Source organism: Streptomyces sp. NPDC055287 (assembly GCF_053646035.1).
The window spans coordinates 265414-271713 of the sequence record NZ_JBSHNE010000010.1 but is presented as its reverse complement, the minus strand read 5'-3'; the positions used below and the strand labels follow the sequence as shown (position 1 = coordinate 271713).

8 protein-coding genes and 2 pseudogenes are annotated in these 6300 nt (G+C 68.6%); 7 read left to right on the top strand and 3 right to left on the bottom strand.

Annotated elements, in window-relative coordinates; translation table 11 throughout:
• The 3 genes and pseudogenes from ACWIHY_RS18865 to ACWIHY_RS18855 form a co-directional block, all read right to left on the bottom strand.
• Positions 1 to 424, bottom strand: a pseudogene (locus ACWIHY_RS18865) (ribonuclease BN); the annotation flags it as partial.
• A 736-nt stretch (positions 425 to 1160) separates the two neighbouring features.
• Complete coding sequence (locus ACWIHY_RS18860; protein WP_454376754.1) at positions 1161 to 1829, bottom strand: YdcF family protein; 669 nt, start codon at positions 1827 to 1829, stop codon at positions 1161 to 1163.
• Positions 1826 to 2620, bottom strand: coding sequence for a GntR family transcriptional regulator (locus ACWIHY_RS18855; RefSeq protein ID WP_454376753.1), 795 nt, complete (start codon positions 2618 to 2620; stop codon positions 1826 to 1828). The genes ACWIHY_RS18860 and ACWIHY_RS18855 overlap by 4 nt, the downstream gene beginning before the upstream one ends.
• Positions 2621 to 2728: 108 nt before the next feature.
• Between ACWIHY_RS18855 and ACWIHY_RS18850 the strand changes: the two genes are divergently transcribed.
• From ACWIHY_RS18850 to ACWIHY_RS18820, 7 genes and pseudogenes are all read left to right on the top strand, one after another.
• The gene (locus ACWIHY_RS18850; RefSeq protein ID WP_454376752.1) at positions 2729 to 3061 is read left to right on the top strand and encodes an SCO3933 family regulatory protein; all 333 of its coding nucleotides are present in this window, start codon (positions 2729 to 2731) and stop codon (positions 3059 to 3061) included.
• Positions 3062 to 3066: 5 nt separating this feature from the next.
• Positions 3067 to 4428 carry an FtsK/SpoIIIE domain-containing protein gene (locus tag ACWIHY_RS18845; protein WP_454376751.1) on the top strand — a complete coding sequence of 454 codons (1362 nt, stop codon included), beginning with the start codon at positions 3067 to 3069 and terminating at the stop codon, positions 4426 to 4428.
• Between the two features lie 142 nt (positions 4429 to 4570).
• A pseudogene (locus tag ACWIHY_RS18840) lies at positions 4571 to 5240 on the top strand (DUF2637 domain-containing protein).
• Between the two features lie 64 nt (positions 5241 to 5304).
• Positions 5305 to 5436, top strand: coding sequence for a hypothetical protein (locus ACWIHY_RS18835; RefSeq protein WP_454376750.1), 132 nt, complete (start codon positions 5305 to 5307; stop codon positions 5434 to 5436).
• Positions 5437 to 5441: 5 nt separating this feature from the next.
• On the top strand, positions 5442 to 5633 hold the full coding sequence (locus tag ACWIHY_RS18830) for a mobile element transfer protein (RefSeq protein WP_454376749.1): 192 nt from the start codon (positions 5442 to 5444) through the stop codon (positions 5631 to 5633).
• A 19-nt stretch (positions 5634 to 5652) separates the two neighbouring features.
• Positions 5653 to 5847 carry a hypothetical protein gene (locus ACWIHY_RS18825; RefSeq protein ID WP_069932443.1) on the top strand — a complete coding sequence of 65 codons (195 nt, stop codon included), beginning with the start codon at positions 5653 to 5655 and terminating at the stop codon, positions 5845 to 5847.
• A gap of 23 nt (positions 5848 to 5870) precedes the next feature.
• Positions 5871 to 6209 (top strand): SpdD-like protein, encoded by a 339-nt coding sequence (locus tag ACWIHY_RS18820; RefSeq protein ID WP_454376748.1) that lies wholly within the window; start codon positions 5871 to 5873, stop codon positions 6207 to 6209.
• Positions 6210 to 6300: the final 91 nt, after the last annotated feature.

The window sequence follows — 6300 nt, the reverse complement described above, 5'->3', positions numbered from 1 at the left end:
ACCTGGCCCACCAGCGGCCTGGCGGCAGATCCCAGACCTTCTCGTAGCCGGCCTGCACCGCCGCTGCGAAGGTCAGGCCGAAGGCAGCGAGGGCAGCAACGCCGAACGCGGTCGTCGTCCGCAGGGCCTGGCCGGGCCGGGTGAACAGCTGCTCCACCACTTCTCTGGAGGCGGGCGAAACGCCGAGTCCTTCCCCCAGCCACTGCCCGAACCCCCGCCCGCGTTCGGGATCGCCCGATGAAACGATGATCAGCAGCGGCACCAGTGTGAGAAACCCCAGCGCCGCGAAGCCCAGCGAACGCGGCCCCAACTCCAGATCGCTGCTCCGACGCCACCCGCGGCCGACTGGTGAATGGCTGATCGCGCGACGTAGCCGTCCGAACAGAGATGGGCGACCTGCTGCATTGGATGGCTTCATTGGCATACCTGTCGACTACCACGGTCGATACCGTCGCCGCGTGAGGGCGCGGCATGCAGGTTCCCGGATAGCCTGGAAGAGCAAAGGGCTACCGGTCTCGGCTGGTTGCGACCCCCTGCGGGGAGGTTCGAACCGACTGCCCAGCCAACTCGGTCTGGGGGCGTTCGCATGCCCGTGCGCCGTGATCGTCCGGTGTTCCCCGTGACTTCCCGCTCGATCGGGCACGCGAGGGGCACGGGCGCGACTCCCTCTAACCCTCCCAAGCCGCCAGCGCATTCCTGGCCCAATTCATCCTGGTCGGCGGTCACGCGGTCGGTGGAGCGGCTTTGGGCTGGAGCTGCTTTGGGGCGAGTGATCATGGCCCCTTACGCTGGCCGCGATTCGGGCAGTCTCCTGACCTGCCCGCTTCAGCCCGAATCGGGGCCATGATCTTAGAGGCTCGCCCCAAAGTGGCTGCCTAAAGCCGTGGAGCCGGCCGCCCCAGCCACGGGTCTGGTTCTCACCTGCTGTGCCGCACCACCATCAGCCCCGGCCTGGTCTATCGCCCCTTGTGGGCGCGGACGGGCGACGACGCGCGGCCCCGGTGGCGCAGACATGGAGGGAGCCGCGTGGCGGCGACCGTCCGGCGCCGCCGCGCTGTGCGCGGCACCTCTGATCTCTGCATCAGACTGCTTGCAGTTCCAGGATGCCGGGATCCTCGGCGAGCGAAGCGAGCACTTGAACCCGTAGAGAAGGTTTTTACTCACTCCGCCTGAGCGGCATCAGGGATAAGGCGACTCGTGAACCCCTGGGCACGCAAGCGCTCATACGCATCCTGGACGTCCTGCGGGACCTCCTGGCTGATCATGAAGCCCTGAGCGGGATAGATCAGCAAGCGCTGAAGGGCTCCGACCAGCATGTCAACGACGAAGCGGGCGTCGCCGATCGAGTCGGCGTAGTCCCCCAAGGTCATGGGCGCTGACGCACTGACGAATTCGACGTCCGGCCACAGCTTGCGCGCCGTGGCGAAGGCCCGACGCTCCTCGTATGGCTTGCTCACCAGCAGCACGGATGACACCGGTACGCCTTGCTCCTCCAGCAGCGCGCGAGAGAGACGGATGTTCTCGCCGGTGTTCCGGGCCTGCGGTTCCACGAGGATCGCATCGCTGGGGACGCCCAGCTCGATGGCGCGCTCGCGGTAGTGCTCGGCCTCGCCGCGGGGCATCCGCTCGCGGGTCGTCCGGCTTGTGGCTCCGGTGAAGACGACCAAGGGTGCCATCCCCTGCCGGTACAGCTCGGAGGTCACGTCGGCGACGCCTAGGTCGTGACTGCCCAGGCCGATGGCGACGGAGCACGGGCGCGGGCTGTGGCCCATGAGCTGGTGGTCCCAGAGCAGTTGGGCGTCCTTCATGTCCGCGTCCGACAGAGTCATGCGCCGTCACCCTTCGACTGTGCCGAGTCCGGGACCTTGAAGTCGTACTCCCACGCGAACCGCGAGGCCGCGTGGACGCCTACGGCGAACTCGACCACGGTCCCGTCCGCTGTGTAAGTGGTTCGGCGCAGCTCCATGACCGGTTCGCCTGCCGGCAGTTGAAGGAGCTTCGCTTCCTCAGCCGTCGGGACACGCGCGAACAGAGACTCCTTCATGTGGTCGATTTCGTATCCCGCGTCGTAGAGCACCTTGTACCCGCCACCCTTGCCCGCCGGTCCAGGAGTCGGGTCGACAAGCCGCGTCCCCTCCACATGCTCCGGGCGGTAGTAGCTGGTCAGGGTGTGCGTGGGCTGCTCGCCCTCCTTCACCAGGCGGGCGCGGGCGTAGACCTCGGAGTCAGGCGAGACTCCCAGCTTCTCGGCGACGAGTGCCGACGCCTTCACACGGCCTACCGTCTGGGTCTGCTCGTTTCGGCGGTAGGCACGGCCTGACGCCACACGGTCCGCGATGAAGGCGACTTCGTCGCCGTCACGCCACTTGGCTTTGTCGTACCGGGCGATACCCAGCCGCTTCAACGGCGTCTGCTCACGCACCACCGTGCCGTGACCACGGGAAGACGTTACGAGACCTTCCGTCTCCAACGCCTTGTAAGCGGCGTGCACCGTCGACTTGGAGCCCTCACCGGCCTCCACCAAGTCACGGATATGCGGAAGCTGCTGGCCAGGTCGGAGTTCACCACTCCTGATCTGCTCCGCCAGCCGGTCCGCCAGCTCTCGCCACTTCGGTGTCACGGGACCTCCTTCGCCTACATCGCCAGTGAAGCACAGTCCTAGGACATTGGCAGTCCCAGGACTGCACCCATCCTTGAGTTGCGCGCTCGCAGTCCTAGGACAGCGAAGATGGCGATCGCCGTCGTGCGCCTTCTCTCTGACTCAAGGAGTGGCCATGTCGTCCTTCAAGATCGACACAAGCAGACCGGCGAGATCGCCGTCGACCGCGAGTCCGGCGCGAAGATGATGACCGTCGGCCTGACCATCGCGGACGAGGGTGAGGCGAACCTCTACACCGTCTCGATTCCGGAGACCGGTGTGCCGGAGGGGATCACGCTCGGTATGCCGGTCAAGGTCGTCGGTCTCAAGGCACGGGACTGGGAGAACACGTTCAACGGTGAGAAGCGGTTTGGCATCGCCTTCCGGGCGGTCGCTCTGGTCGGCCCGTCCGCAAAGGGCTGAGCGGCATGTCGACGAACACGTTCGCCGTCTTAGCCCTGGTGGCGGTCGTGGCGGCTCTGGTGCTGCGGCGGCTGCGCCCGGCCTGGTACTGGCTGAGCATCGGGATCGGTCTCGCCGTGCTCCGGGTGGTCTTCCGGTACGCGTCGGTGATGGATGCGTGCGGGCTGACCGTTCCGCCGTCGCGGCTGCGGCTCACTCTGGCCCGCCTGACCCACCGCCCGGCGCCCGAGTCGCGGCCTCCGCGCATCCTGCGGATGAGGCCGACCCGTACCGGGCTGGTGCTGCGGCTGAAGCTCCAGCCGGGTCAGGACGCGTTCGACTTTGCGGCCTCCACGGACCGGCTGCGGCACTCGTTCTCGATGCACGGCGTCACCTCGCGCGAGATCAAGTCGGGTGTGGTCGAGCTGCGCATGACGGGCTACGACGTGCTCCAGCGGGTACAGATGCCCGCCAAGGTCGAACGTCAAGGGCTCCGCATCCCGGTCGCGCTACGGGAGGACGGAGAGATCCACTACCGCGATTATCAGGAGGTGCCGCACTCGCTCAACCTCGGCGCGACCAAGTCGGGGAAGTCGGTCTACCAACGCCACTTGGTCAAGGAACTCGCGTCACAGCACGTGGCTCTGGTCGGCATCGACTGCAAGCAGGGCGTCGAACTCGCCCCGCTGGCACGCAGGTTCTCCGCGCTCGCTGACAACGCTGACGATGCGGCCGACCTGCTGGAAGCACTCGTCCAGCGGATGGCCTACACGTATCAGGTCATCCGGCGCGAGCAGAGGATCAGCGCGGACACCCCGGATACGGAGATCACCGCCGATATCTGGGGCCTGCCCGAGGACCTGCGGCCGGTTCCCCTCGTGCTCCTGGTCGACGAGGTCGCCGAGCTGGCGCTGTTCTCCAACACAGCGGAGAAGAAGCGCCGGGAGCGGATCGTCACCGCCCTGGTCCGCCTCGTCCAGCTGGGCCGCGCGGCCGGCATCTATGTGGAGATCTGCGGGCAGCGCTTCGGCGCCGAACTCGGGGACGGAATCACCATGCTCCGTGCCCAGCTCACCGGCCGCATCTCGCACCGGGTCAACGATGAGCCCTCCGCCAAGATGGCGTTCGGCGACATATCCCCGGATGCCGTGCTGGCGACCACGCAGATCCCTGTCGAACGTCCCGGCATGGCCGTGGCTGGTGATTCCACGGGCGGCTGGGTTCGCATCCGTACGCCGTTCACCTCCATGCGGCAGGCCGTGAACTCCTGCACCACGCACGCCCACCGAACGCCGGTCCTTGACGGACTGGAGTCCTTCCGCCCGGTCCTGCCCAACCTGGCCCCGGTCGAGATTGCGGCCCCGGCCTCCGCGCCCGTCACCGCCTGACCTACTCCCCCGCCTCGGTCGGCGCGACCGCTTCGTGCCACGTCCCTACCCCCGCCATGCCTGAAACGGACTCGCCGGGGCTCGGCGACCAGCCTCGCGCCTCGCCCTGCCCCGGCCCAATCCTCCAAGGAGGTGAAGACCCGTGACCCGCTCGATCCGCCTGGATGCCGTGCTCGTGCAAGCCGTGATCGCCGGAGCGTTGTCCTTCGCCCACCTGCACGACCTCGCCGCCGCTGCCGGACAGGACGGCTGGAAGGCATGGGCCTACCCCGTCTCCGTCGACCTGCTGCTCGTCGCGGCCTGGCACCGCCTGCGGACCCTGCGGGCCCAGGGCGAGTCAGCCCGCGCCGCATGGACCTGGTTCGCCGTCGCCCTGGCCGCCTCGCTCGGCGCCAATGTCGCGACCGCGGGCTTGCTCGACCTGGGTGACGTGCCCGACTGGCTGCGCATCCTGGTCGCTGGTTGGCCCGCCCTCGCCTTCCTCGGCGGCACCTTGCTCGTCCACTCGCCGACGGGCCCGGGGACTGCGCCTGAGTCTGCCGACCCGGAGCCGCTGCCGGTCGAGCCGGTGACCGTGCCCGGCCGAACCGGACCCCGCCCCGGAGCCGGACGCGGTCGAGCCTGGCGAACCGGTGCCTGCCCTGCCCGCCGCACCGCCCGCGGAAGTGCCGCCCGCCCTGGTCGACCACGCCCGCAAGCTCGCCGACGCCCACCGCGTCTCGACCGGCCGCCCAATCGACGCCGTCACCCTGCGCGACCGCCTCGGACTGCCCAGCTCGATGGCCGATCAGCTCGCCGCCCACCTCGCCTGAAAGGACAGCACTCATGCCCGGACACGAAGCGACACGAGACGAATACCTGTCAGCAGCTCGCGAAATGACCGACGCCGGTCGCACAACCCTGGCCCGGCTGCTCGCCGAAGAGGCTGCGGATCGTGCCACCGACCCGGCCGACGCCGCCCGCATCCTCGCCGAGTTCCCCGGCCTGAGTCTTCGATCGGAGGACTGATCTCCATGCCTGCCCGCGACTTCTTCCACTCCGTGTTGCGTATCGGCCCCGTGCAGATCGGCACCCACCGCGACCGCAACGGACGCACCAAACACGCCGCCGTCTGCTCGCGCGACGACTGCGGCTGGTCCGCCGACTTCTCCACCCGCTCCGCCGCCCAGCTCGCCGCCCGTACCCACCGCTGCCGCGTCAGCTGATCACTAGGGAGCCACTGCCATGAACGTCGAACTTCCGCTGATCGTCCTGGTCGCCATCTTCGGCTACTTCGGGATCAAGCTCATGCGCCCGCCGACCTGGCTGATCGTCGTGCTCCTCCTCGGCGGCTTCCTCCTCGCCGACACCTTCCTCGCCCCCGCCATCGAGTCCGGCACCCGCACCGGTGTCGACGTGGTCAACGAAACCACCAAGTAACCAGCCCGGAAAGGAGACCCGCCATGTTCCGCCCGCGCATTCCGACCATGCCGACCCCGACCGGCATCGTCGCCCCGCTCGTCCACCCGGCCCCGTTCGACCAGCACCAGCACACCGTGTGCGCCTGCCAGCACACCGCCCCGGCCCCCGACGTCGTACCGGCACCGGCACCTTCGTCGGAACCCGTGGTCAGGCTCACCCCGACCGGCCTCCTGGTCGCTGTCGGCGGTGGCGCCGCGGTCGTCCTGGTCGTCGGCGCGGTCCTGGTCTCGCTCCTGCTCGCCGTCGCCATCACCGGCGCATCGGTCGCCGTCTGCGCCGTCGTCCTGCGCTCCATGGTCAACGGCTCGCGCCATCGCTGACCGGCTCTCCGGGCGGCCTCAACCGCCAAGTATCCGCCGCCCGGACGGCCCAGCCCCTACCCGACTTCATCAACCGGAAGGACTCCACATC

Bases quoted from the DNA above. Each gene is read 5' to 3' on its own strand.
- ACWIHY_RS18850 (WP_454376752.1), top strand. From the start codon at position 2,729: ATGGCGATCGCCGTCGTGCGCCTTCTCTCTGACTCAAGGAGTGGCCAT.
- ACWIHY_RS18845 (WP_454376751.1), top strand. From the start codon at position 3,067: ATGTCGACGAACACGTTCGCCGTCTTAGCCCTGGTGGCGGTCGTGGCG.
- ACWIHY_RS18835 (WP_454376750.1), top strand. From the start codon at position 5,305: ATGACCGACGCCGGTCGCACAACCCTGGCCCGGCTGCTCGCCGAAGAG.
- ACWIHY_RS18860 (WP_454376754.1), bottom strand. From the start codon at position 1,829: ATGACTCTGTCGGACGCGGACATGAAGGACGCCCAACTGCTCTGGGAC.
- ACWIHY_RS18825 (WP_069932443.1), top strand. From the start codon at position 5,653: ATGAACGTCGAACTTCCGCTGATCGTCCTGGTCGCCATCTTCGGCTAC.
- ACWIHY_RS18830 (WP_454376749.1), top strand. From the start codon at position 5,442: ATGCCTGCCCGCGACTTCTTCCACTCCGTGTTGCGTATCGGCCCCGTG.
- ACWIHY_RS18820 (WP_454376748.1), top strand. From the start codon at position 5,871: ATGTTCCGCCCGCGCATTCCGACCATGCCGACCCCGACCGGCATCGTC.